21 protein-coding genes are annotated in these 21,623 nt (G+C 71.3%); 13 read left to right on the top strand and 8 right to left on the bottom strand.

From position 1 onward, the window contains the following. Nucleotide 1 precedes the first annotated feature (1 nt). Nucleotides 2–325 (bottom strand): ArsR/SmtB family transcription factor, encoded by a 324-nt coding sequence (locus ACLQ3K_RS06325; protein ID WP_425997879.1) that lies wholly within the window; start codon nt 323–325, stop codon nt 2–4. Next, on the bottom strand, nt 322–741 hold the full coding sequence (locus ACLQ3K_RS06320) for a winged helix-turn-helix transcriptional regulator (RefSeq protein WP_425997877.1): 420 nt from the start codon (nt 739–741) through the stop codon (nt 322–324). The genes ACLQ3K_RS06325 and ACLQ3K_RS06320 overlap by 4 nt, the downstream gene beginning before the upstream one ends. Nucleotides 742–824: 83 nt before the next feature. On the opposite strand from ACLQ3K_RS06320, the gene ACLQ3K_RS06315 reads away from it, so the two are divergent. The 5 genes from ACLQ3K_RS06315 (at nt 825) to ACLQ3K_RS06295 (ending at nt 6,496) form a co-directional block, all read left to right on the top strand. Next, complete coding sequence (locus ACLQ3K_RS06315; protein ID WP_425997875.1) at nt 825–1,742, top strand: NAD(P)-dependent oxidoreductase; 918 nt, start codon at nt 825–827, stop codon at nt 1,740–1,742. After that, on the top strand, nt 1,739–2,608 hold the full coding sequence (locus tag ACLQ3K_RS06310) for an NAD(P)-dependent oxidoreductase (RefSeq protein ID WP_425997873.1): 870 nt from the start codon (nt 1,739–1,741) through the stop codon (nt 2,606–2,608). Before ACLQ3K_RS06315 ends, ACLQ3K_RS06310 begins: the two co-directional genes overlap by 4 nt. A gap of 61 nt (nt 2,609–2,669) precedes the next feature. Further along, entirely contained in the window at nt 2,670–3,719 is a 1,050-nt protein-coding gene (locus ACLQ3K_RS06305) for a hypothetical protein (protein WP_224648739.1), read from the top strand. A 139-nt stretch (nt 3,720–3,858) separates the two neighbouring features. Next, entirely contained in the window at nt 3,859–5,163 is a 1,305-nt protein-coding gene (locus tag ACLQ3K_RS06300; protein ID WP_425997871.1) for a UDP-glucose dehydrogenase family protein, read from the top strand. Between the two features lie 46 nt (nt 5,164–5,209). Continuing rightward, nucleotides 5,210–6,496: an esterase/lipase family protein gene (locus ACLQ3K_RS06295; protein ID WP_425997869.1), complete on the top strand. Its 1,287-nt coding sequence runs from the start codon at nt 5,210–5,212 to the stop codon at nt 6,494–6,496. Here the strand turns inward: ACLQ3K_RS06295 and ACLQ3K_RS06290 are convergent. The 5 genes from ACLQ3K_RS06290 to ACLQ3K_RS06270 form a co-directional block, all read right to left on the bottom strand. Beyond that, the gene (locus ACLQ3K_RS06290; protein ID WP_425997867.1) at nt 6,460–7,377 is read right to left on the bottom strand and encodes a TauD/TfdA dioxygenase family protein; all 918 of its coding nucleotides are present in this window, start codon (nt 7,375–7,377) and stop codon (nt 6,460–6,462) included. The genes ACLQ3K_RS06295 and ACLQ3K_RS06290 overlap by 37 nt on opposite strands. A gap of 95 nt (nt 7,378–7,472) precedes the next feature. Then, nucleotides 7,473–9,779, bottom strand: a complete 2,307-nt coding sequence (locus tag ACLQ3K_RS06285) for an arylsulfatase (protein ID WP_425997865.1) — start codon at nt 9,777–9,779, stop codon at nt 7,473–7,475. Next, complete coding sequence (locus ACLQ3K_RS06280) at nt 9,776–10,552, bottom strand: ABC transporter ATP-binding protein (protein WP_425997863.1); 777 nt, start codon at nt 10,550–10,552, stop codon at nt 9,776–9,778. The genes ACLQ3K_RS06285 and ACLQ3K_RS06280 overlap by 4 nt, the downstream gene beginning before the upstream one ends. Continuing rightward, nucleotides 10,528–11,418 carry an ABC transporter permease gene (locus tag ACLQ3K_RS06275; protein WP_336671087.1) on the bottom strand — a complete coding sequence of 297 codons (891 nt, stop codon included), beginning with the start codon at nt 11,416–11,418 and terminating at the stop codon, nt 10,528–10,530. Before ACLQ3K_RS06275 ends, ACLQ3K_RS06280 begins: the two co-directional genes overlap by 25 nt. A 10-nt stretch (nt 11,419–11,428) precedes the next feature. Then, entirely contained in the window at nt 11,429–12,457 is a 1,029-nt protein-coding gene (locus tag ACLQ3K_RS06270; protein ID WP_336671086.1) for an ABC transporter substrate-binding protein, read from the bottom strand. An 87-nt stretch (nt 12,458–12,544) separates the two neighbouring features. Between ACLQ3K_RS06270 and ACLQ3K_RS06265 the strand changes: the two genes are divergently transcribed. The 4 genes from ACLQ3K_RS06265 to ACLQ3K_RS06250 all read left to right on the top strand — a co-directional run bounded on the left by ACLQ3K_RS06265 (nt 12,545) and on the right by ACLQ3K_RS06250 (nt 16,989). After that, on the top strand, nt 12,545–13,381 hold the full coding sequence (locus tag ACLQ3K_RS06265) for a rhodanese-related sulfurtransferase (RefSeq protein WP_425997860.1): 837 nt from the start codon (nt 12,545–12,547) through the stop codon (nt 13,379–13,381). After that, complete coding sequence (locus ACLQ3K_RS06260) at nt 13,378–14,457, top strand: CobW family GTP-binding protein (RefSeq protein ID WP_224650360.1); 1,080 nt, start codon at nt 13,378–13,380, stop codon at nt 14,455–14,457. Before ACLQ3K_RS06265 ends, ACLQ3K_RS06260 begins: the two co-directional genes overlap by 4 nt. A 159-nt stretch (nt 14,458–14,616) precedes the next feature. Further along, the gene (locus tag ACLQ3K_RS06255; RefSeq protein ID WP_255604073.1) at nt 14,617–16,011 is read left to right on the top strand and encodes an N-acetylmuramoyl-L-alanine amidase family protein; all 1,395 of its coding nucleotides are present in this window, start codon (nt 14,617–14,619) and stop codon (nt 16,009–16,011) included. An 84-nt stretch (nt 16,012–16,095) separates the two neighbouring features. Then, nucleotides 16,096–16,989, top strand: coding sequence for an SDR family oxidoreductase (locus ACLQ3K_RS06250; RefSeq protein ID WP_224650364.1), 894 nt, complete (start codon nt 16,096–16,098; stop codon nt 16,987–16,989). Here the strand turns inward: ACLQ3K_RS06250 and ACLQ3K_RS06245 are convergent. Further along, entirely contained in the window at nt 16,972–17,568 is a 597-nt protein-coding gene (locus ACLQ3K_RS06245) for a TetR/AcrR family transcriptional regulator (protein ID WP_224650367.1), read from the bottom strand. The genes ACLQ3K_RS06250 and ACLQ3K_RS06245 overlap by 18 nt on opposite strands. A 128-nt stretch (nt 17,569–17,696) precedes the next feature. Between ACLQ3K_RS06245 and ACLQ3K_RS06240 the strand changes: the two genes are divergently transcribed. The 4 genes from ACLQ3K_RS06240 to nrdE all read left to right on the top strand — a co-directional run bounded on the left by ACLQ3K_RS06240 (nt 17,697) and on the right by nrdE (nt 21,503). Further along, nucleotides 17,697–18,230: an NADPH-dependent FMN reductase gene (locus ACLQ3K_RS06240; protein ID WP_224650369.1), complete on the top strand. Its 534-nt coding sequence runs from the start codon at nt 17,697–17,699 to the stop codon at nt 18,228–18,230. Nucleotides 18,231–18,616: 386 nt separating this feature from the next. Further along, a complete protein-coding gene (nrdH, locus tag ACLQ3K_RS06235; protein ID WP_425997856.1) occupies nt 18,617–18,865 on the top strand; it encodes a glutaredoxin-like protein NrdH in 249 nt (82 codons plus the stop codon). 2 nt (nt 18,866–18,867) lie between these two features. After that, the gene (nrdI, locus tag ACLQ3K_RS06230; RefSeq protein ID WP_224650373.1) at nt 18,868–19,326 is read left to right on the top strand and encodes a class Ib ribonucleoside-diphosphate reductase assembly flavoprotein NrdI; all 459 of its coding nucleotides are present in this window, start codon (nt 18,868–18,870) and stop codon (nt 19,324–19,326) included. Then, nucleotides 19,323–21,503, top strand: coding sequence for a class 1b ribonucleoside-diphosphate reductase subunit alpha (gene nrdE, locus ACLQ3K_RS06225; RefSeq protein WP_336671082.1), 2,181 nt, complete (start codon nt 19,323–19,325; stop codon nt 21,501–21,503). Before nrdI ends, nrdE begins: the two co-directional genes overlap by 4 nt. The last annotated feature ends 120 nt before the right edge of the window (nt 21,504–21,623 follow it).

Raw genomic sequence — 21,623 nt, 5'->3', positions numbered from 1 at the left:
CTCACAACTCCTCTGCGACGTCGGCGAGCGCGGACAGGCGTGCGCGCCAGAACTTCTCGAACGGATGCAACCACTCGCCGAGGTCCGCCAGCGGCTCGGCCGTCAGCCGGTAGATCCGGCGCCGGCCGTCGGGGGAGTCGGCGACGAGCCCCGCGTCGCGGAGCACCTTGAGGTGCTCCGCCACGGCCGGGCGGCTCAGCGTGAACCGCTCGCTGAGCTCGCCCGCGGCGAGCGGCCCCTCGGCGAGGATGCGGAGGAGTTCGCGGCGAACAGGATTGGCGAGCGCGAGGAAGACGCGATCGGCGCTCTCCGTCTTGGTGGTCACGCCGTCGAGGATATGTCGGAGATTCCCGACGTGTCAACTTTCTCCGACGCTTCTCTGTCGGGCGCGAGCGGCACCGTGTCGATCCGCTCCCGCTGCAGGCGGTCGCGCCCCCAGGCGCCGAGCGGCGCGAGCGCCGCGTTCAGCGCCAGGCCGGACGCGGTCAGCGAGTACTCGACCTTCGGCGGCACCTGCGCATACACCTCGCGCATCACGAGGCCGTCCTCCTCCATCTCCCGCAGGTGCTGGGTGAGCATCTTCTCGCTCACTCCCGGCAGTCCTCGGCGCAGCTCCGCGAACCGCCGCACGCCGTGGGCCTGCAGCTCCCACAGGATGAGGCCCTTCCACTTCCCGCTCACCACGTCCAGCGCGGCGTCGATGCCGCAGATGTACGGGCCCGATCGTGTCGATCTCGCCATGACCACCTCACTCACCAGAAGGTAAGTACCCCAGTAAATAGTGGGTACTTACGGAACCGACTGTGCCTCTCGATGATCGAGGCATGACACCGCAGAACGCAAGAGCACACGAGCCGCAGACCCTGTCGATCCTCGGACTGGGGGCCATGGGCACCGCCCTCGCCGCCGCACTCCTGGACCGCGGCGACCCCGTCACGGTCTGGAACCGCAGCCCCGGGCGCGGCGACGGCCTCGTCGAGCGCGGCGCGCACCGCGCCGGCACCATCGACGAGGCGGTGGGCCGGAGCGAGGTGATCGTCACCTGCCTGCTCCGGTACGCCTCGGTCCGGGAGACCCTCGACCCCTTCGCGGAATCGCTCCGCGGCCGCACCCTCATCGACCTCACCACCACGACGCCGGACGAGGCGCGCGAGCTGGGGCGGTGGGCCACGGAGCACGGGATCCGCTTCCTCAACGGCGCGATCATGGCGACGCCCTTCCAGATCGGCGCGCCGGGCGCGCGGATCCTCTACAGCGGACCGTCGGAACTGTTCGAGAGCAACCGGGATGCGCTGGCCGCGTGGGCCGAGGGCGTGTACGACGGGCCCGACATCGGGGCGGCGTCGCTGATCGACCTGGCGATGCTCTCCGCGATGTACCAGATGTTCGTCGGCATGTTCCACGGTGCGGCGATGGTGGGCTCGCAGGGGATGCCGGCCGCGGCGTTCGCCGAGCGGGTGATCCCGTTCCTCGAATCGCTCGTCCACCACTTCGCGACCGATGCGGCGATCATCGACGGCGGGGACTACACCGTCGCCGGGCAGCAGGACCTGTACTTCTCCGACCTCGGCGACATCGTCCGGACCAGCGACGGAGCGGGGGTCGACTCGTCGACGATCGCGGCCGCGCAGGGCCTGATCCGGCGTCAGGTCGACGCGGGCCGGGGGCGGGAGGGCTTCGCCCGGATCTACGAGAGCCTGCGCTTCCCGCGCGGCGGCGAGCAGCAGGAGCGGATCGCGTGACCGCCGACGTCACGGTGCTCGGCCTCGGGGCCATGGGGCACGCGATCGCAGCGGCCTTCGTCGACGCGGGGCACCGCGTCACCGTGTGGAACCGGACTCCGGGGAGGGCGAACCGTCTCGTCGCCCGCGGCGCGCGGGAGGCGGCCACCGCGGCCGAGGCCGTCCGCGCGTCCGATCTCGTCGTGGTGTGCCTGCTCGACCAGACGGCCTCCCGGGCCGTGCTCGGCCCACTCGCCGCGGACCTGCGGGACCGGGTGCTGGCGGACCTGAGTTCCGATGTCCCGCAGCGCGCCCGGGAGGCCGCCGCGTGGGCGAAGGAGGAGGGACTCGACTACCTGGACGGCACCATCGTCGTCAACGTGCCGATGGTGGGCGCCGACGACGCGCTGGTCCTGTACGCGGGCCCGCGGTCCGCGTACGAGCGGCACGAGCGTACCCTGCGGGCACTCGGCGGCGCCACCACGTACCTCGGCGAGGACCACGCCCTCGCGGCCGCGTACGACGTCGCCGTGCTCGACTACTTCTGGACGAGCATGGCGGGGATCGTGCACGCCTTCGCGCTGGCCCGCGCCGAGGGGATCGCGGCCGCCGACCTCGCGCCCCACCTGCTCGGCAACGGCGGACTGCTGGCCTCGATCATCCCCGCCATGGCGGCGGACGTCGACGCCGGCGAGTACCCGGGCGACGAGGACAACCTGGTCATGGACGCCGCCGGCGTCGAGCACGTGCGGCACGCCGCCGCGCATCACGGCCTGGACGTCTCCGTGCTGCGGGCGGTCGGCGCGGTGGCGCAGCGGGCGATCGCGGAGGGGCGCGGAGCGGAGGGCTGGACCGCGACGGTGGAGGCGGTCCGTCGGCCCGCATAGGTGGCCCACAATGAGTGGATTCGGCGCAGATCCTCTCACTGCACCCCTACGATGGGCGGCTATGGACCTCAAGGGCATCGTCACCACACCGCTGCGCGTCGCTTTCTCCACCGCCGACGCCGCGATGTCGGCGATCGAGGGCGGCGTCGCCGTCACCCGATTCGCCGTGCAGAACGTCGACACGGAGGTGAGCAACGCGCTGCACGTCGAGGCGGGGATGTCCTCCGCCACGCCGATGCAGCTGCTGCAGCGCCTCGCCTCGCTCCTCGAACCCGACCGCCCCGTCGGCATCATCCTCTCGCGCGGCGGGCCCCTCGACCGCGTGCTCAAGTCCGGCGGCGTCGTCGACCGGCTCACCGAGCCCGGCGGCATGCTCGAGAAGCTCACCGCCCCCGGTGGCCTCCTCGACCAGGCGACCAAGGAGGACAGCCCCGTCACCCGCCTGACGCAGGAGGGCGGACCGCTCGACCGGCTCACCCGCCCCGGCGGCGTCGTCGACCAGATCACGGAGTCCGAGGGCGTCCTCGAGCGCCTCACCTCCGAGGGCGGCGTCATCGACAAGCTCACCGCGCCCGACGGCGTGCTCGAGAAGCTCATGTCCAAGGACGGCGTCCTCGACAAGCTCACCGAGAAGGGCGGCGTGCTGGACAAGCTGGCCGCCAAGGACGGCGTGCTCGACAAGCTCACCGGCCAGGACGGCCTCATCGACAAGCTCACCGAGCCGAACGGGGTCATCGACCGCGCGATCGCCGACGGGGGCATCGTCGACCAGCTCCTCGGCCAGGAGGGCGCCATCGAGCGCGCCATCGCCCCCGGCGGCACGCTGGACGCCGTCTCCCAGCTCCCCGACGTCGTCGCCGAGCTCAACGAGGCCGTCGCGCTGATGACCGCGGCGGTGAACCCGATGAGCGACCTGGTCAACCGGCTGCCCAAGCGCATCCTCAAGGGCCGCGAGGGCCGGGAGCCCCGCCGCGGCTCGTCCGCGTACGACGGTGCGCCCTCGGCCCCGTCCGGCCCGGCGAGCGCGGCGGCACAGGCGCCCCGACCGAGCGCGCCCGCGCCCCGTCCCGCTGCGCCCGGGGCGGACGATCCCGCCGCTCCGCCCCAGTAACGCCGAGGCGAACCCGCGGCCACTCCGAGGCGAACACGGGGGATCGCGGCGGGCGCGCTCGTGAATCTCCGCGTAACCCTTGCCCAACTCCGGCGCGCGGCCCTTCCGTGTCGCCCTGGTGCCGACCTACTTTCGGCGCATGAAGATCACAGTGCTGGGTACGGGGTACCTGGGAGCCACGCACGCGGCGTGCATGGCGGAGCTGGGCCACGAGGTGCTCGGTGTCGACGTCAACCTCAGCAAGATCGCCGCGCTCTCGGAGGGCAAGGTGCCCTTCCACGAGCCGGGGCTCCCCGCGGTGCTCAAGCGGAACATCGAGGCCGGCCGGCTGCGCTTCACGGACTCCTACGAGGAGGCCGGCGCGTTCGGCGACGTGCACTTCATCGCCGTGGGCACGCCGCAGCGCAAGGGCGAGTTCGCGGCCGACATGACCTACGTGAACTCCGTGATCGATTCGCTCGTGCCGCACCTGCGCCGCGACGCGGTGATCCTCGGCAAGTCGACGGTCCCCGTCGGCACCACCGACCTGCTCCGGGCCCGCGCGGCCGAGCTGGTGCCGGCCGACGTGAGCGTCGAATTCGCCTGGAACCCCGAGTTCCTGCGCGAGGGCCACGCCGTCAAGGACACGCTCGAGCCCGATCGCCTGGTGCTCGGCGTCGAGCCCGGCGGCCGCGCCGAGGAGGTCGCCCGCGAGGTCTACGCGGAGATCCTCGCCCGCGACACCCCGTTCTTCGTCACCGACACCGCCACTGCGGAGCTGGTGAAGATCTCCGCGAACGCCTTCCTGGCGACCAAGATCTCGTTCATCAACGCCGTCGCCGAGGTCTGCGAGGCGGCGGGCGCCGACGTGGTGGCCCTGGCCGACGCGATCGGCGTCGACTCCCGCATCGGCCGCAAGTTCCTCGGCGCCGGAATCGGTTTCGGCGGCGGCTGCCTGCCGAAGGACATCCGCGCCTTCATGGCCCGTTCGGGCGAGCTCGGCGCCGGCCACATGCACGGCCTGCTCCGCGAGGTCGACGCGATCAACATGAGCCGCCGCACCCGCATGGTGGACCTGGCGCGGGAGGCCTGCGGCGGCTCGCTGCTCGGCGCGAAGGTCGCCGTGCTCGGCGCCGCCTTCAAGCCGGACTCCGACGACGTGCGCGACTCGCCGGCGCTCAACATCGCGGGCCAGATCCAGCTGCAGGGCGCGGCCGTCTCGGTGTACGACCCCGAGGCCATGGACAACTCGCGCCGCGTCTTCCCGACGCTGGACTACGCCACCACCGCACTCGAGGCCTGCGAGGGCGCCGACGTGGTGCTGGTGCTCACCGAGTGGACCCAGTTCCGCGAGCTGGACCCGGCCGTGGTCGGCGCGGTCGTGCGCAACCCCGTGCTGCTCGACGGCCGCAACTGCATGCCGTCCGCCGAGTGGGTCGCCGCCGGCTGGGAGTACCGCGCCTGACGTCGCTGCTGGACAGTTCGAGTGCACACTCGTACACTCGATCTTCGTGAGTGTTGTCGAAGATCGCCGTCGCGCCGAGGTGCGTGCTCTCGCTGAGCTGGGCTGCAGCGAGATAGCGGGCGCCGCTGACGGCGTGCACGGCGTGCACCGGGCGATCTCGGACCGGGTCTTCCGCTACGTCCGCCTGGGCGTCGGCCCTGCGGTCGCGCCGGTGCGCGCCCTGCACGACGGCATCACCGACGGCGTCTACGCGACCATCAGCACCGTCGCGCGGACCGTCGGGCGGGTCGCGGCCGTCGGCGCGGATTGGCCGGGGGACCGGCCACCGTCGGAGACGATGCGCGGGGCGACGCTGATCGGCGCCGTGCTCGGGCTCATCGGCGACGACCTCGAGACCCGGGCCTCGCCGCTGGCCGCGGACCCCGTCACGGTCCGCATCGACGGCGCCGTCGTCCACCTGGGGGAGGGGCCCGTCCCGCCCGGCCGGCTGGATCCGGCGGAGGTCTTCGACGGCGCGACGGGCCGCGTGGTGGTGCTCCTGCACGGGCTCACCGAGACCGAGCACGCGTGGGGCGTGGGCGGCCTGGAGGCCGACGACTACGGCGTGCGGCTGGCGGTCGACCTCGGCGCCACCCCGGTGTACGTGCGCTACAACAGCGGGCGACACATCAGCGACAACGGGCGCGATCTGGCGGAGCTGCTGGAGCGGCTCGTCGCGGCCTGGCCGGTCCCCGTCACGGATCTCGTGCTCATCGGCCACTCCATGGGCGGCCTCGTCGCCCGCAGCGCGGCGCACCTCGCCGACGAGGAGGTGATGGCGTGGCCCGCAGCGGTATCGGCCACCGTCAGCCTGGGGACGCCGCACCTGGGTGCCCCGCTGGAGCAGGCCGCGCACTACGGCAGCGCGGCCCTGACCGCGATCCCGGAGACGGCGCCCTTCGGACGGCTACTGCGCCGCCGCAGCGCGGGGATCCGCGACCTGCGTGGGGGCTCGATCGTCGACGAGGACTGGCGGGGCCGCGAGGCCGACGCGCTCGGCGCCGCCGCCGCGGCGGAGATCCCGCTCCTGGAGGGCGCGGAGCACTACTTCGTCGCCGCCACCTTCACCCGCGACGCGCGGCACCCGGTGGGGCGCCTCCTGGGCGACGGCCTCGTGCTCGCGCCGAGTGCGGCGGGCCGGGGAAAGGCCCGCCGCATCGGGTTCACCGCCGAGGCGGGGATGCACCTCGGCGGAGCCCATCACTTCACCCTGCTCCGCTCGGACGCCGTCTACGAGCGGATCCTGAGCTGGCTGGATCAGCCCCGCGAGCGCGCGGGGGTCACGGGCGCGTAGTCCGAGGCATCGCCCTTGAGCGCCACGCCCTCCCGGCCGTCGACGCCGACGGGCAGGTCGCCCGCGAGCGTCACGCGGCGCAGCAGGCGCTTGTGGTCGCCGTAGTCGTTGATGCCGAAGTGCTGCGTCGAGCGGTTGTCCCAGATCGCCACGTCGCCCGGCTGCCACGCCCAGCGGACGGTGTTGTCCGGGTTCTCGATCCGCCGCTGGAGCAGCGCGAGGATCGGCGCCGAGTCCTGCGTGCTCAGGCCCGCGAAGGACTTCACGAAGTGGCCCAGCAGGAGCGAGCGGCGGCCCGTCTCCGGGTGCACGCGCACCACGGGGTGCTCGGCCTCGAAGATGTTGCGGATGAACTCCTTGTGGTACTCGGCGCGCTGGTAGGTGGCGTTGTGGCCGGCGTAGTCGTAGTCGTTGGTGTGCAGCGCGCGCAGGTTCTCGGCGAGCGCCTTGAGCGGCTCCGGCAGCCGGTCGTAGGCGCGCGTGGTGGACGCCCACGTCGTGTTCCCGCCGTGCGGCGGCAGCTCGACGGGCCGCAGGATCGACGCCTTCGGCACGCGGTCGACGAAGGAGACGTCGGTGTGCCAGCTGTTCGCCGCGCCCTCGATGGGCAGCAGGTCCGAGTTCGAGCGGACCGTCGGGTGCGGGGTCGTCGGCACGCCGAGGCGTGCGGCGAAGGCGTGCTGGCCGGCGTCGTTGAGGTGGTCCTGGCCGCGGAAGAAGATGACCTCGTGCTCGGCGAGCAGGTCGAGGATCGTCTCCGCGGTCGCGTCGTCGATGTCGCCGCCGACCCGGACGCCGTGCACGATCGCCCCGATGTGCTCGCCCAGCTTGGTCACGGTGATCTCGGGCGCGGTGGTGGTGGGCTCGAGCGTTGCGGTCATGGCTGCCTCCGGGGTGCGTTGCGTGCGTGGTAGACCCAGCTCACCCGATCCGGGCCGACGGGGCCAGGGTTGCGTTCAACGCGGGCGCAATCCGCTCAGTCCGCCTCCTCCTCGGCCTCCTGCTGCAGGCGGTCGATGTCGTCCGACGGGACGCCGACGGGGCCCGGAGTGTACGTGATCGCGTGCAGCGCACCGGAGTACGGGAAGGTGCCGCGGCGCTCGCGCAGCTCCCACGCGACCGGTCCGCGGGCGTCGAGGCCGACGGAGATCCCGGTCCACGGCGCCATGCCGATGAGCTGGACGCGGTCCGGGAGCACGGTTGCCTCGGCGCCGTCGACCGCGAGCGCGAGGTCCCAGCGCAGGTTCGGGCGCACCGTCGCCGTGAGCGTGACGGTGTGCCGGCCCGGCTCGACGGGGCCCGAGCGCGCCTCGGCGTACCGGCCGTAGGCGTTGTAGCCGACGACGACTGCTCCGTCCTCGACGTAGACGAGATAGCCGCCCAAGGCGTCGCCGTGCGCGACGAGGACGCCCTCGGCGCCGTCGGCGAACTCGACGTCGATGTCGACGCGGAAGTCCCGGTACTGCACGAGTTTCGCCGAGCGGTACCGCTCGAGCAGGGGCGTGCCGGGCAGTAGGCGCACGGGATCGGAGAGGCGCCGCTCCGCGGGATTGCGGGTGGACCCGTCGATCACGATGGGGAACACCGTGTTCCGCCAGGCCTCGTGCTCCCACTCGGCGGCCAGTTCGGCGACGAGGTCGGGGTGCTGCGCGGCGAGGTCGGTGGTCTCGGCGGGGTCCGCCCGGTTGTCGAAGAGCTGCCAGCGCGGCGCGAGCGGATCGTCGCCCCGGCCGTGCAGGCTCAGCAACTTCCAGCCGTCCCGGTAGTAGCCGCGGTGCCCGCGGAACTCCGAGTACTGGCGCGTGCGGGCCGACGGGGCGGCCGCATCGGACCAGGCGGCGCGCTGCGAGAGCCCGTCGCGCTCCTGCGCAGGAAGGCCGTGCCGCGCGGCGGGCGTCGGCACGCCCGCCAGGTCCAGCAAAGTCGGTGCCACGTCGGTGACGAACGAGAACTGCTCACGCACGCCGCGCGCCTCCGGCAGGCCCCCGGGCCAGGACAGGACGAGGGGCACGCGCACGCCGCCGGCGAAGGTCTGGCCCTTGTAGAACCGGAAGGGCGTGTTGGACACCTGCCCCCAGCCGCGCGGGTAGTGCACGCCGAGCCGCGCGGTGCCGATGAGTTCCTCGGGGTGGTCGACGTCGCCCTCCCAGCCGTCGGGCCCGATGCCGTCGGCGAACTTCACGAACTCGGCGAAGTAGCTGCGGGTGCCCTCCGGGCCGCCCTCGGCGGTGCCACCGTTGTCGGAGGTGAAGACGACGATCGTGTCGTCCAGCTCGCCCAGCTGCTCGACCGTCTCCAACAGCCGGCCCAGGCTGTCGTCGACGGTGCGCACCATCGCCGCGTACACCTGCATGTACCGGGCGAACCGCCGCTGCCGCTCGGGATCGAGCTCGTCCCACGGCGGCACGTCGTAGCCGGGCTCGCTGTTGCGCTGTGCCGGCCGGACGTCCGCGCCGAACAGGCCGAGCTCCTGCTGCCGCGCGAACCGCTGCGCGCGCACCGCGTCCCAGCCGCGGGCGTAGTCGAGGTCGCCGCGCGGCAGATCCTCGTGCTTCACCTGCAGCGGACCGTGCATCGCGATGTGCGCGAAGTAGAGGAAGAAGGGCTTCTCCGCGTCGTGCGCCCGCAGGTCCTTGATCCACGAGACCGCCGTGTCGGTGAGCGCGTCGGTGACGTAGAAGTCCTCCGGGTACTCGGTCACGGGGTCGACGGTGTTGTCCCGCACCAGCTGGTTCGGGTGGAAGAAGGAGTTTAGCCCCTCCAGGGAGCCGTAGTAGTGGTCGAAGCCGCGCTGCAGCGGCCACGACGAGCGGTCGGCGTCCGGGCCGAGCCGCGAGTCCTTCGCCAGGTGCCACTTGCCGACCGCGTGGGTGGCGTAGCCGGATTCGCGGAGGATCTCCGGCAGGGTGAGCACGTCGTCGGCGAGGCTCAGGCGCAGGTTGGGGAAGCCCGGATCGGAGTTGGCGACCGAGCCGTAGCCCGCGCGGTGCGGGTTGAGCCCTGTCAGCAGCGCCGCACGGGCGGGCGAGCACACCGGGGTGGTGTGGTGGTTGGTGGAGACGATGCCGCGGGCGGCGAGCGCGTCCAGGTGCGGGGTGGGGATCTCCGAGCCGTAGGGCCCGATGTCCGAGAAGCCCATGTCGTCGACGAGGACGACGATGATGTTCGGCGCACCGGGCCTGGCCCGCACCTCCGCCGGCCAGGCCGGCTCCGATTCGGCCTCGGAGCGGCCGATACGCCCCGTGAAGCCGTCGTACCCGCGGGCGTGATCGGGGATCGTCATGCGGTGGCGGCCACCGCCGAATCCTGCTCCACGCCCAGGGCGTCGAGCAGCGAGCCGCGCAGCTCCGCGAACCCGGACTCGCCCGGCCGGCGCCCGGCACCGTCGGCGAGGGTGACGTCCACGGAGAGGATCCCGTGGTCCAGCACGAGGATCCGGTCGGCGAGCGCGATGGCCTCGTCGACGTCGTGCGTGATGAGCAGGACCCCGGGGCGGTGCCGCGCGACGAGACGCCGCAGCAGGTCGTGCATCTTGAGCTTGGTCAGGGCGTCGAGCGCGCCGAAGGGCTCGTCGGCCAGGAGAACGGCGGGCTCGCGCACCAGGCTGCGGGCGAGTGCGACGCGCTGCTGCTGGCCGCCGGAGAGCTCGCGCGGCCAGGCCCTCTCGCGCCCGTCCAGCTCCACCTCGCGCAGCAGTTCGCGGCCCACGTCCTTGGCATCGGCGCCGCCGAGGCCGAGGATGACGTTGTCGAGCACGCGCGACCACGGGAGCAGCCGGGAGTCCTGGAAGACCACGGCGCGCCGCGGATCGACGTCGAGCACACCGGATCCGGGGACGCCGTCGTCCAGTCCGGCGATGGCGCGCAGCAGCGTCGACTTGCCGGAGCCGGACCGGCCGAGCAGCGCGACGAACTCGCCGCGCCGGATGGTCAGGTCGATGCCGCGGAGGACCGCGCGGCCGTCGAAGCCGCGCACCAGGTTCCGCGCCTCGATCACCGGACCGTCGCTCTCCGGCGTGGCGGTCGGCGTGCTCAGTGGGCCAGGGTGCTCTGCCATGACAGGGCCTTTCGTGCGGAGAAGCGGACGAGGAGATCTGTGCTGAAGCCGAGGAGCGCGTAGACGGCGAGGCCCACGACGATGACGTCGGTCAGGCCGTAGAGCCGGGCCTTGTACATGAGGTAGCCGATGCCGTCGGAGGCGCCGACCTGCTCGACGACGACCAGGGCGAGCCAGGCCACCGTCGCCCCGAGCCGCAGGCCCGTGAAGAAGCCGGGCAGGGCACCGGGGATCGCGATGTACCGCACGAACTTCGCGCGACTGAGGCCGACGGTCTCCGCCAGCTCCACGTACTTGCGGTCGATGCCGCGCAGGCCCGCGTGGGTGTTGAGGTACACCGGCGTGGCGACCGCGAGGGTGATGAGGACGATCTTCATCTCCTCGCCGATGCCGAACCAGACGATGAACAGGGGCAGCAGCGCGAGCGCGGGAATCGCGCGGTAGATGGTGACGGTTCCGTCGATGAGAGCCTCGCCGGGGCGGGTGAGGCCCGAGAGGAGTGCGAGCACGACCGCCAGGGTCACGCCGAGGACGCCGCCGATGATCGCGCGCTGCGCGGAGGCCCAGATGTTGGACCACAGCGAGCCGTCGAGCGCGAGGTTCCAGGCGGTGTTCGCGACCGTCCACGGCGCGGACAGGACGGTGTCCGGGATGATCCCGGTTGCGGAGCCCGCGGCCCACAGAGCGACGACGAGCGCGGGGCCGGCGAGGATCCACGCGCCGATGGGGCGGGAGTCGACGAGGGCGCGGCGCGTGGACGTGCGGGGCAGCAGCTCGTGGTCGGGATCGAGGGCGCCCGGTCGCTGCTCGGGCGCGGAATCGTGGGCGAGGCCGCTGCCGAGGCGGCCGGTCGGGGGAGAGGTCACGGGAGGGCCCTTACGTTGCGGGGTGGGTGTCGAACCGGAAGTCGACGGAACCGTCGGCGGAGACGCGGCCGCCGGGGATCTCGCCGAAGTCGGCGAGGACGTCGATGGTGCTCTGCTGGCGCGCGACGAGGGCGCGGTCGAGCGGCACGGAGCGCCAGCTGCCCTGGCCCTCGTAGGCGACACGGCCGACGGCGGCGGGGATCTTCAGCGCCCCCGCGTAGTAGGTCTGGATCCAGCGGTCCTTGTCTGCGTCCACCCACGCGCGGGCGCGGTCGACCGCCGCCGAGAGTCGCTTCAGGGCCGCGGCCCGGGCGGGATCGGCCAGCGCGGCCTGCGGTGAGTAGAGGAACATCAGGCCGGACTGCGCGGCCTGGTTGAGCTGGTCCGGCAGCACCTGCGCGTCCGGGTGGGCGAGCCGGTACTTGGTGCTGATCGGCTCCATCAGCGGGGCGATGTCGATCTGGCCGGCGCCCAGGGCCTCGCCCACCTCGGTGAGCTGCAGCGGTACGAGCTGGACGTCGTGCTTGGAGAGGCCCGCCGAGCGCAGCAGCCGCAGGACCATCGCCTGGTGGGCGGTGCCCTCGGCATAGCCGATCTTGCGTCCGCGCAGGTCGGCAGCGGTGCGCAGTTGCACACCGGGGCGCGCGACGGTGGAGACGCCGCCGCGGTCGAGCTGCCAGGCCTTGATGATCGGGCTGGGGAACCGCGCGATCCGGGCGTGGATCGGCGGCACGTCGGCGACGATCGCGACCTGCGTCGCGTCGGCGCGGAAGGACTCGAGGATCGCGGGCCCGCCGGCGAAGTCCGCGAACTTCACGCCGAACCCCAGCTTCGCGGCCTCCCCGGACGCGGTCAGCATCGTCTTGAGGATGGACTGCTGGTCGGCGACGGTGATGACGGTGCCGGCCGGGACCTGGTCGGCGATCGGCGCGGACGGGTCGTACGCGGGCCCCGTCGACGACGCGCACGCGGAGACGCCGAGCACCGCGACGAGGGCGGTGGCGAGCGCCGCGGCGCGGCGGGGGAGGCGAAAAGGCATGGGGGCCATTGAAGGGGAGCGGGGGCGTCGTCGGAACCCTTGGACGCAGGCTGAGCGCAAGGCGGCCCGGATAGAATGGTGGGCGTCATGGGCAAGGTCGTGCTGTTCTACGTGTTCGCCCCGCTGGCCGACCCGGAGGCGATCCGGCTGTGGCAGCGGGCGCTGTGTGAGGCGAACGGTCTCCGCGGCCGGATCATCGTCTCCCGCCACGGGATCAACGTCACCGTGGGCGGCGAGATCCGGGCGGTGAAGCGGTACGTGCGCGCCGTGCGCGAGTACCCGGCCTTCAAGGGCGCCGACGTGAAGTGGTCCGAGGGCTCCGCCGAGGACTTCCCCAAGCTCTCCGTCAAGGTGCGCGACGAGATCGTCACCTTCGGCGTCCCCGACGAGGTGGAGGTCGACGCGGACGGCGTCCGCGGCGGGGGCGTGCACCTGACGCCCGACGAGGTGCACGCACTCCTCGCCGAGAAGCCCGACGCCGTCTTCTTCGACGGCCGCAACGCCATCGAGGCCGAGATCGGCCGGTTCGCCGGCGCCGTCGTGACGCCGGCCACGACGACCCGCGACTTCGTGACCCTGCTCGACGCGGGGGAGTACGACCACCTCAAGGGCCGCCCGGTCATCACGTACTGCACCGGCGGCGTGCGCTGCGAGGTGCTCAGCGCCGTGATGCGCAACCGGGGGTTCGGCGAGGTCTACCAGCTCGACGGCGGCATCGCGCGCTACGGCGAGCGGTTCGGCGACCGCGGGCTCTGGGAGGGCTCGATGTACGTCTTCGACCGGCGCATGCGCATCGACTTCTCCGACCGGGCGAAGCGGATCGGTCGCTGCACCGAGTGCGGCGCGCCGACCTCGAACGTCGCGAACCTCGCGCCGCCGCAGGACCGGGAGCTGGCGGTGCTGTGCGAGGACTGCGCGCCGTGAGCGGCGGTCCCGTCCCCGTCGTCGTGGTGGCCGGCTACCTGGGCGCGGGCAAGTCGACGCTGCTCAACCACCTGCTGTCCGGCGCGGGGGACGCCCGGATCGGCGTCGTGGTCAACGACTTCGGCGCGGTCAACATCGACGCGATGCTCGTCTCGGGCGCGTCCGGCGGTGGATCGGTGCGGACCGTCTCCCTGAGCAACGGGTGCGTGTGCTGCACCGTCGACGACGACGAGCTCGAGGACGTGCTCTCCTCGCTGGCCGCGCGCGACCTCGACCTCGTGGTGGTCGAGGCGTCCGGGCTCGCCGAGCCCGCGGCGATGGTGCGGCGCGTGGTGCTCGCGGAGGATCCGCGGATCGACTACGGCGGGCTCGTGTACGTCGCGGACGCCGCGCACCTCGCCGGCACGATGGAGCGGCACCCCTCGCTGCGCCACCACCTGGCGCTCGCCGACCTGGTGGTGCTCAACAAGATCGACCTCGCCGCCGACCCGGACGCCGCGCGGGCGCTGGTGCGCGAGCACGCGCCGTCCGCCCCGGTGGTGGGGACGGTCGACGCGGTGGTGCCGGTGGAACTGCTCATCGACGCGGAGGTCCTCGCCCGTCGCGCCGCGCAGCGGCGGGACTCCCCGCGCCAGCTGACTCTCGACGAGGCGCTGCGTGAGCACGACCACCGTCACGATCACGAGCACGGCGAATCGCACCGGCACCTGCACGACGACTACGCCGCCGTCACCGTCGAGACCGGGCGGCTGGACGCCCGGGCGACCGCCGCGCTGCTCGCCGATCCGCCGCGGGGCGTCTTCCGGACGAAGGGCTTCGTCACCGCCGCGGACGGCACCCGGCTCGAGGTGCACGCCGTCGGCCGGCACGTGCGGACGGCCCCGGAGCGCGGCCGGCGGGGCGGGGCGGCGTCGGTGCTCGTCCTGCTCGGTATCGGGCTCGACGAGGAGGCGATCCGCTCCCGGGTCGAGGGATGCTTGGCGGACCCGGACGCCCCCGCCGACCCGCGGGCAGTGCTTTCCCTGCTGCGGTACTCCGCTGCGGCGCAAGCTGATTCGGCGATCCTCGAGGACTGATCGACGTCGTTCGTTGGTAACGATCCGGTAACGATCAAGGTCGGGGTTTTCCTAAAGTCTCAATTGATGGTTGACTGTTTCTCGTGTGACTGATGTGACGAAAGTTGCACAAGAGACTTGGAAGGAGAGCGGTGCCACTTCCCCGGCGCCCAGCTACCCATGAAGAAGACCCGTGTCCTCGCAGGTTCGCTTGCGACTGCGGCCGTCGCGCTTTTCGGCGTGCCCGGCTTCGCATCCGCCGACCCCGCCCCCGCCGCACCGGCGAAGCCGCTGAACGGCAAGACCGTGTTCCTCGACGCCGGCTCGTCCGTCGCGTCGGCCGTCGAGCAGGCCCGCAAGGTCGCCGACGGTCGCGGCGGCCAGGTGCCGTGCGTCAATCCGGTGGCGATCGCCTCCAACGGCACCGCCGACCACTCCGTCAACTTCGCCGTGGCCAAGATGGTCGAGGCGGCGCTCAAGACCCAGGGCGCCAAGGTCATCCTCTCCCGCGCGGACGACGCCGGCTTCGGCGGTTGCGTCGACCAGCGCGCCACCGCCGCGAACAAGTCCGGCGCCGACCTCGCCGTCAGTATCAACAGCGCGGTCCAGGATGCGGCCCAGCGCGGATTCGTGCTGGAGACGGCCGCCCCGGGCGCCACCGACCCCAAGGTGACGGCCCAGCAGGCCGTCAGCGACCCCGCGACCACGGTGCTCCGCGACGCCACCCGCGCCGGCGGCTTCGTGCCTGCGCAGTACTTCGGCGGCCAGGACGGCATCGCGAAGACCACCAACGCCCTCGCCTCGCTGGTCAACATCCCGCTCGTCTACGCGAACCTCGGGAACCTGGCCAACGCCGACGATGCGGCGCTGCTCACCTCGCGTGAGGGCCAGACCCAGTACGCCTCCGTGCTCACCAACGGCGTGATCCAGCAGCTGACCGGCAAGGTCAAGCCCGGCGGCGTCGTCGAGCAGCCCGTCGTGGCCCAGCCCGTCGCACCGCAGGTCGACCCGGTCGTGCCGGTGACCCCCGCAGCTCCGGCCGCGCCCGCGGCGACGGCTCCCGCCGCGACCGCTCCGGCCGCCACCGCTCCGGCGGCGACGGTGCCGACCGCCCCGGCGCAGACGCCGATCGTTCCCGCCGTGCCGGGCGCGCCCGCCGCTGCGGCTCCCGTGACGCCCAGCACCGGGACGGGGACCTCCCCGATCGTCTCGGGCGTGCCGATGCTGCAGGGCGGTGCGACCCCGTCGGCCGCCACCGCACCGCAGGCGACCGCTCCGGCGGCGACCGCGCCACAGGGCACCTCGGTGACCATCCCCGGCCTGGGGCAGGTGGCGCTGCCGCAGCTCCCGACGGTGACGATCCCCGGGCAGGCCCAGCCGCTGGGCGTGAACTCCCTCTTCGAGATGGGGCCCAAGGCCGCAGAGTTCCTCACCAGCTCGCAGGGGACGCAGCTCGTCAACACGCTGATCTCCAGCCCGCAGGCCTTCAACTCCCTGCAGTCCGCGCAGGGACCGGCCGCCGCGCAGGAGATCCTCAAGGCGATCCTGAGCGCCGGCGCGATCCTGCCGAAGTAGGCGTCACACCGCACCGACTTCCGCCGGGGACGTCACGCCCCGGCGGGAAGCGGTAGCGCGGCCCGATCTGGCAAGCTGGCTGATATGGCACTCCGCAATATCGTCCGGCTCGTCCACATGGCCCCGCCGATCAAGGACCTGAAGGGGAAGAAGGTCCTTGTCACCGGCGCGGCCAGCGGGATCGGCCGCGCTACCGCGAATCTCCTCGCGGCGCACGGCGCCGAGCTGGTGTTGACCGACATCAACGCCGAACAGCTCGACGCCGTCACCCGCCACGTCACCGCCCTGGGCGCGAAGGTCATCGCGTCCAGGGCGTTCGACGTCTCCGACTACGACGCGGTCCGCGCGTTCGCCGACGAGGTGCACGCGGCCGCCGGCGCCCTCGACATCGTGATGAACGTCGCCGGTATCGCCGTCTGGGGCACCGTCGAGAACCTCACCCACGAGCAGTGGCGCAAGACCGTGGACGTGAACCTCATGGGGCCGATCCACGTGATCGAGACCTTCATCCCGCCGATGATCGCGGCGAAGCGCGGCGGCCAGCTGGTCAACGTCTCGTCCACGGCCGGCCTCATCGCACTGCCCTGGCACGCCGCGTACTCGGCCGCGAAGTTCGGCCTCGTCGGCGTCTCCGAGGTGCTCCGCTACGACCTGCGCCGGCACGGCATCGGCGTCTCCGTGGTGGTGCCCGGCGCCGTGGAGACCGGCCTGGTGAAGACCGTCGAGATCAACGGAGTCGACCGCACCAACCCGAAGGTCAACAAGGGCATCGACGCCTTCCCGAAGGTCACCGCCGAGAAGGCGGCGCAGGCGATCGTCGACGGGGTGCTCCACAACCGCTTCATCGTGTACACCTCGCTCGACACCCGCTTCGGCTACTTCTGGAAGCGGAAGTTCGCGCTGCCCTACGAGATCGCGATGCGGGTGGCCAACGACCGGTTCGCCTACCTGGCGAAGATCTCAGAGCGCGGCCACTAGGCGCACGTGCTCCGTCCAGACTGCCTCGAGCTCGTCCTGAGTGACGCCCGAGGCGAGTTGGTGGAGCACCCATGCCGGGCTGAGCGTGGCCATCAGCGCCGCCGCCCACACGTCCGCCTGCGCCGTGCGCCCCGCCTCGACGAGCATCGCGCGCACCGTCATCGTCGACACCCGCCACGGCGGGGCGTCGTACGGGTCGCGGGCGGCCTGCTCGGCGCCCCGCAGCAGGTCGCCGTGGCGCGCGATGAGCTGCATCCGGGCCTTGCCGTACTCGGTGAGCCGGTGCACCGGATCGCCGCCCGGGCCCAGCGGCGGCGGGCCGAACATGAAGCGGTGCTGCAGCTCGGTCTCGTCGTGGTCGAGGAGCGACTGCAGGAGCCCGGCGCGCGAGCCGAAGCGCCGGAAGACGGTGCCCTTGCCCACGCCGGCCGCCTGCGCGACGGCGTCCATGCTCACCGCGTCGACGCCGTGCTCGGCGAAGAGCCGCTGCGCCGCGTCGATGAGCAGCTCGCGGTTGCGGGCCGCGTCACGGCGCGGCTCGGTCTGCGGCTGCGCGAGGGGCAGGAGTGGTCCGGTCATCGGATGGAGCCTACCGTGCGGGTTTTCGACTCACCATGATCCCGGGGAAGAAATCCGGACCGAAGTCCGTTAACTTGTGCGGATGCGGCCCGGCGGGGTCGCTCGGAACGTCAGGAGAACTGAGGATCATGTCGGACATCACCGTGCTCGCCGTCGTCGGATCGCTGCGCAGCAGCTCACTCAACCGCGAGCTGGCCGAGGTCGCCGTCGCGAACGCGCCCGAGGGGGTGCGCGTCGAGATCGCCGAGGGGATCGCGGACGTGCCCTTCTACAACGAGGACATCGACGGCGAGGGTGCGCCGGCCACCGCCGCGGCCCTGCGCGACCGGATCGCCGCCGCGGACGCCCTCCTGCTGCTCGCCCCGCCCAACAACGGCACCGTCAGCGCCGTGCTCAAGAACGTCATCGACTGGGGCTCGCGGCCCTACGGCGCCAGCGCGCTCTCGGGCAAGCGGGTCGCCCTGGCCGGTGTGGGGCACCGTCTGGACACCACCCTGGCCGACGCCGAGCGGGCCGTCACCATCGCCGGTGGCGAGGTCCCCGAGGGGCTCGTTGAGGAGTTCCCCATCTCCGGCCTCGAGGGCAAGTCGGTCCGCGAGCACGACGCCGTCGCGCAGCGCGCGGGCGACCTCCTCGAGCGCCTCGTCGCGCCCGTCCGGTAGGGCGGTCCCGCGCGTCCGGTAGGCCGTCGCGAGCGGTGTTCCGACGGTGTCGGGCGTGTCGGATCGGCGTGTCGTCGATCCTCGGCGTGTCCTGGGGATTCACGATGAAAAACGCCCGAAAGACCGTCTTGCGAGCTAGTAATTTCACGAATGTTGTTCGCAAGTGGTTGTGTCGCTTCCTCGGGGCCACCACTAGGTGTAGTGTTCAGTCCACTGCGAGAGCGGACGCGCCGAAAGGCCGCCCGGGAGGCATGAGGACGTCGCTGAGGGGTCCGCTGGCCGACTGAGTTCACGCAGGTAAACGTGGCGAGAAAACTTGTCAGTCCGTAGGTCGATAATCGGGTTCCGAGCAGTCTTCGGGACCGTCCAGCGAAGGGGAGCCGTCCATGAGCCAGGTCGAGATCACCGTCTACACCAAGCCCGCCTGCGTGCAGTGCAACGCCACGTACAAGGCGCTCGACAAGGCCGGCCTCGAGTACCGCGTGGTGGACATCACCGAGGACGCGGAGGCCCGTGACTACGTCATGGCGCTCGGCTACCTGCAGGCCCCCGTCGTCGTCGCCGGCGATGCGCACTGGTCGGGCTTCCGCCCGGACCGGGTCAAGGCGCTCGCCGCCGTCGCCGCCACGGCGTAGCGATGGCTGCGCCGCTCGTCGTCTACTTCTCGTCGGTGTCGGAGAACACGCACCGATTCGTCGAGAAGCTGGGCATGCGCGCCCTGCGCATCCCGGTGACGCGGGCGTCCGATCCGCTCACCGTCGACGAGCCCTTCGTCCTGATCACCCCGACGTACGGCGGGGGGAAGCAGGCCACCGCGCTGTCTGGCGGGGGATACGTCCCCAAGCAGGTGATCCGGTTCCTCAACGACCAACACAACCGTTCCCTGATCCGTGGAGTGATCGCGGCGGGGAACACCAACTTCGGCGAAGAGTTCTGCTTCGCAGGGGATGTGATCTCGCGCAAGTGCCGGATCCCGTACCTCTACCGCTTCGAGCTCATGGGCACCACTGACGACGTGGATCGCGTCCACAGCGGGCTCACCGAATTCTTCGCCGGAACCGTCTCCACCCTCGAAAAGGAAAGCGCGCGCTCATGACCGCAACTCAGGAAGACCTCGTCCCCTCCGCGAGCCAGTCCGGCGTCCACGGCGGCCCCGGCCACAGCGAGCTGGACTTCCATGCCCTGAACGCGATGCTCAACCTGTACGACAAGGACGGGCGCATCCAGTTCGAGAAGGACCGGGAGGCCGCGCGGCAGTACTTCCTGCAGCACGTCAACCAGAACACGGTCTTCTTCCACAACCTGGACGAGAAGCTCGACTACCTCGTCGAGGAGAACTACTACGAGCCCGAGGTGCTGGACAAGTACAGCCGCTCCTTCGTCAAGGGCCTGTTCGACGCGGCCTACGCCAAGAAGTTCCGGTTCCCCACCTTCCTGGGCGCGTTCAAGTACTACACCAGCTACACGCTGAAGACCTTCGACGGCAAGCGCTACCTGGAGCGCTTCGAGGACCGCGTCTGCATGGTCGCGCTCACCCTCGCCGACGGTGACGAGAAGCTCGCCGTGAACCTGGTGGACGAGATCATCGCCGGCCGCTTCCAGCCCGCCACCCCCACCTTCCTCAATTCGGGCAAGAAGCAGCGCGGCGAGCCCGTCTCCTGCTTCCTGCTCCGCATCGAGGACAACATGGAGTCGATCGGCCGCTCGATCAACTCCGCGCTGCAGCTGTCCAAGCGCGGCGGCGGAGTCGCGCTGCTGCTCAGCAACATCCGTGAGCACGGCGCGCCGATCAAGAAGATCGAGAACCAGAGCTCGGGCGTCATCCCGATCATGAAGCTGCTCGAGGACTCGTTCAGCTACGCCAACCAGCTCGGCGCCCGGCAGGGCGCGGGCGCCGTGTACCTGCACGCGCACCACCCGGACATCTACCGCTTCCTCGACACCAAGCGGGAGAACGCGGACGAGAAGATCCGCATCAAGACCCTGTCGCTGGGCGTGGTGATCCCGGACATCACCTTCGAGCTCGCCAAGAACAACGACGACATGTACCTGTTCTCCCCGTACGACGTGGAGCGCGTCTACGGCGTGCCCTTCGCGGACGTCAACGTCTCGGAGAAGTACCACGAGATGGTCGACGACTCGCGGATCCGCAAGACCAAGATCAACGCCCGCGAGTTCTTCCAGACCCTCGCCGAGCTGCAGTTCGAGTCGGGCTACCCGTACATCATGTACGAGGACACCGTGAACCGCGCGAACCCGATCGCCGGCAAGATCACGCACTCCAACCTGTGCAGCGAGATCCTGCAGGTCTCCACCCCGTCGACCTACAACGACGACCTGTCCTACGCCGAGATCGGCAAGGACATCTCCTGCAACCTCGGCTCGCTGAACATCGCGAAGACCATGGACAGCCCCGACTTCGGCGCCACCATCGAGACCGCGATCCGTGGCCTCACCGCCGTCTCGGACCAGACCGACATCAGCTCCGTGCCGTCGATCGAGAAGGGCAACAACCTCTCCCACGCGATCGGCCTCGGGCAGATGAACCTGCACGGCTACCTGGCGCGCGAGCGGGTCTTCTACGGCTCCGACGAGGGCGTGGACTTCACGAACATCTACTTCTACACGGTGCTCTTCCACGCGATCCGCGCGTCGAACCACATCGCGCGCGAGCGCGGCCAGTCCTTCGGCGGCTTCGAGAACAGCAAGTACGCCTCGGGCGAGTTCTTCGACAAGTACACCGAGCAGGAGTGGAAGCCGGCCACCGACAAGGTCGCCGGGCTCTTCGCCGACGCCGAGATCCACGTCCCCACGCAGGACGACTGGCGCGAGCTCAAGGCCGACGTCCAGAAGCACGGCCTGTACAACCAGAACCTGCAGGCGGTGCCGCCCACCGGCTCGATCAGCTACATCAACCACTCCACGAGCTCGATCCACCCCGTCGCGGCGAAGGTCGAGATCCGCAAGGAGGGCAAGATCGGCCGCGTGTACTACCCGGCGCCGTTCATGGACAACGACAACCTGGAGTACTACCAGGACGCGTACGAGATCGGCTACGAGAAGATCATCGACACCTATGCGGCCGCCACGCAGCACGTGGATCAAGGCCTGTCGCTGACGCTGTTCTTCAAGGACACCGCGAGCACGCGCGACGTGAACCGCGCGCAGATCTACGCGTGGCGCAAGGGCATCAAGACCCTGTACTACATCCGCCTGCGCCAGATGGCGCTCGAGGGCACCGAGGTCGAGGGCTGCGTCAGCTGCATGCTCTAGGGGTGTCGTAGCTCAAGTCGCCGGCCAGGGGGAACATCCCCTGGCCGGCGTTCTTGTTCTCACTGGTCGATCGAAACGAGCAAACTCGGCCGCGCGAGGCGGTGGGCGGCCTAGTTTGGA

It is taken from the genome of Tsukamurella sp. DT100 (assembly GCF_049844855.1).
Taxonomy (GTDB): Bacteria; Actinomycetota; Actinomycetes; order Mycobacteriales; family Mycobacteriaceae; genus Tsukamurella.
Note: the sequence above shows the minus strand (reverse complement) of the source record. Positions and strands in the feature narration are given on the sequence as shown.

Bases quoted from the DNA above. Each gene is read 5' to 3' on its own strand.
- ACLQ3K_RS06320 (WP_425997877.1), bottom strand. From the start codon at position 741: ATGGCGAGATCGACACGATCGGGCCCGTACATCTGCGGCATCGACGCC.
- ACLQ3K_RS06315 (WP_425997875.1), top strand. From the start codon at position 825: ATGACACCGCAGAACGCAAGAGCACACGAGCCGCAGACCCTGTCGATC.
- ACLQ3K_RS06305 (WP_224648739.1), top strand. From the start codon at position 2,670: ATGGACCTCAAGGGCATCGTCACCACACCGCTGCGCGTCGCTTTCTCC.
- ACLQ3K_RS06300 (WP_425997871.1), top strand. From the start codon at position 3,859: ATGAAGATCACAGTGCTGGGTACGGGGTACCTGGGAGCCACGCACGCG.
- ACLQ3K_RS06290 (WP_425997867.1), bottom strand. From the start codon at position 7,377: ATGACCGCAACGCTCGAGCCCACCACCACCGCGCCCGAGATCACCGTG.
- ACLQ3K_RS06285 (WP_425997865.1), bottom strand. From the start codon at position 9,779: ATGACGATCCCCGATCACGCCCGCGGGTACGACGGCTTCACGGGGCGT.
- ACLQ3K_RS06280 (WP_425997863.1), bottom strand. From the start codon at position 10,552: ATGGCAGAGCACCCTGGCCCACTGAGCACGCCGACCGCCACGCCGGAG.
- ACLQ3K_RS06270 (WP_336671086.1), bottom strand. From the start codon at position 12,457: ATGCCTTTTCGCCTCCCCCGCCGCGCCGCGGCGCTCGCCACCGCCCTC.
- ACLQ3K_RS06265 (WP_425997860.1), top strand. From the start codon at position 12,545: ATGGGCAAGGTCGTGCTGTTCTACGTGTTCGCCCCGCTGGCCGACCCG.
- ACLQ3K_RS06255 (WP_255604073.1), top strand. From the start codon at position 14,617: ATGAAGAAGACCCGTGTCCTCGCAGGTTCGCTTGCGACTGCGGCCGTC.
- ACLQ3K_RS06250 (WP_224650364.1), top strand. From the start codon at position 16,096: ATGGCACTCCGCAATATCGTCCGGCTCGTCCACATGGCCCCGCCGATC.
- ACLQ3K_RS06245 (WP_224650367.1), bottom strand. From the start codon at position 17,568: ATGACCGGACCACTCCTGCCCCTCGCGCAGCCGCAGACCGAGCCGCGC.
- ACLQ3K_RS06240 (WP_224650369.1), top strand. From the start codon at position 17,697: ATGTCGGACATCACCGTGCTCGCCGTCGTCGGATCGCTGCGCAGCAGC.
- nrdH (WP_425997856.1), top strand. From the start codon at position 18,617: ATGAGCCAGGTCGAGATCACCGTCTACACCAAGCCCGCCTGCGTGCAG.
- nrdI (WP_224650373.1), top strand. From the start codon at position 18,868: ATGGCTGCGCCGCTCGTCGTCTACTTCTCGTCGGTGTCGGAGAACACG.
- nrdE (WP_336671082.1), top strand. From the start codon at position 19,323: ATGACCGCAACTCAGGAAGACCTCGTCCCCTCCGCGAGCCAGTCCGGC.